General features: G+C 63.9%; 1 protein-coding gene. It reads left to right on the top strand.

From position 1 onward, the window contains the following. Positions 1-233, top strand: a 233-nt coding sequence (locus BST14_RS32445; protein ID WP_169926134.1) for a PDZ domain-containing protein, incomplete at both ends; no start/stop codon positions are given.

Raw genomic sequence — 233 nt, 5'->3', positions numbered from 1 at the left:
CACCCAGTACCTGTCGCCGGACAACGCGGAAAATTTCGACATCAACATGAGCCTCTCGCTGGAAGGCATCGGCGCGGTGCTGCAGAGCGACAACGACTACGTCAAGGTCGTACGCCTGGTGCCGGCCGGCCCGGCGGCGAAGAGCAAGCAGATCGCCACCTCCGACAAGATCATCGGCGTCGCCCAGGGCAAGGGCGAAATGGTCGACGTGGTCGGCTGGCGCCTGGATGAAG

Source organism: Mycobacterium arosiense ATCC BAA-1401 = DSM 45069 (assembly GCF_002086125.1).
Taxonomy (GTDB): domain Bacteria; phylum Actinomycetota; class Actinomycetes; order Mycobacteriales; family Mycobacteriaceae; genus Mycobacterium; species Mycobacterium arosiense.
The sequence above is the reverse complement of the archived record's forward strand: the minus strand, read 5'-3'. Positions and strand labels throughout refer to the sequence as shown.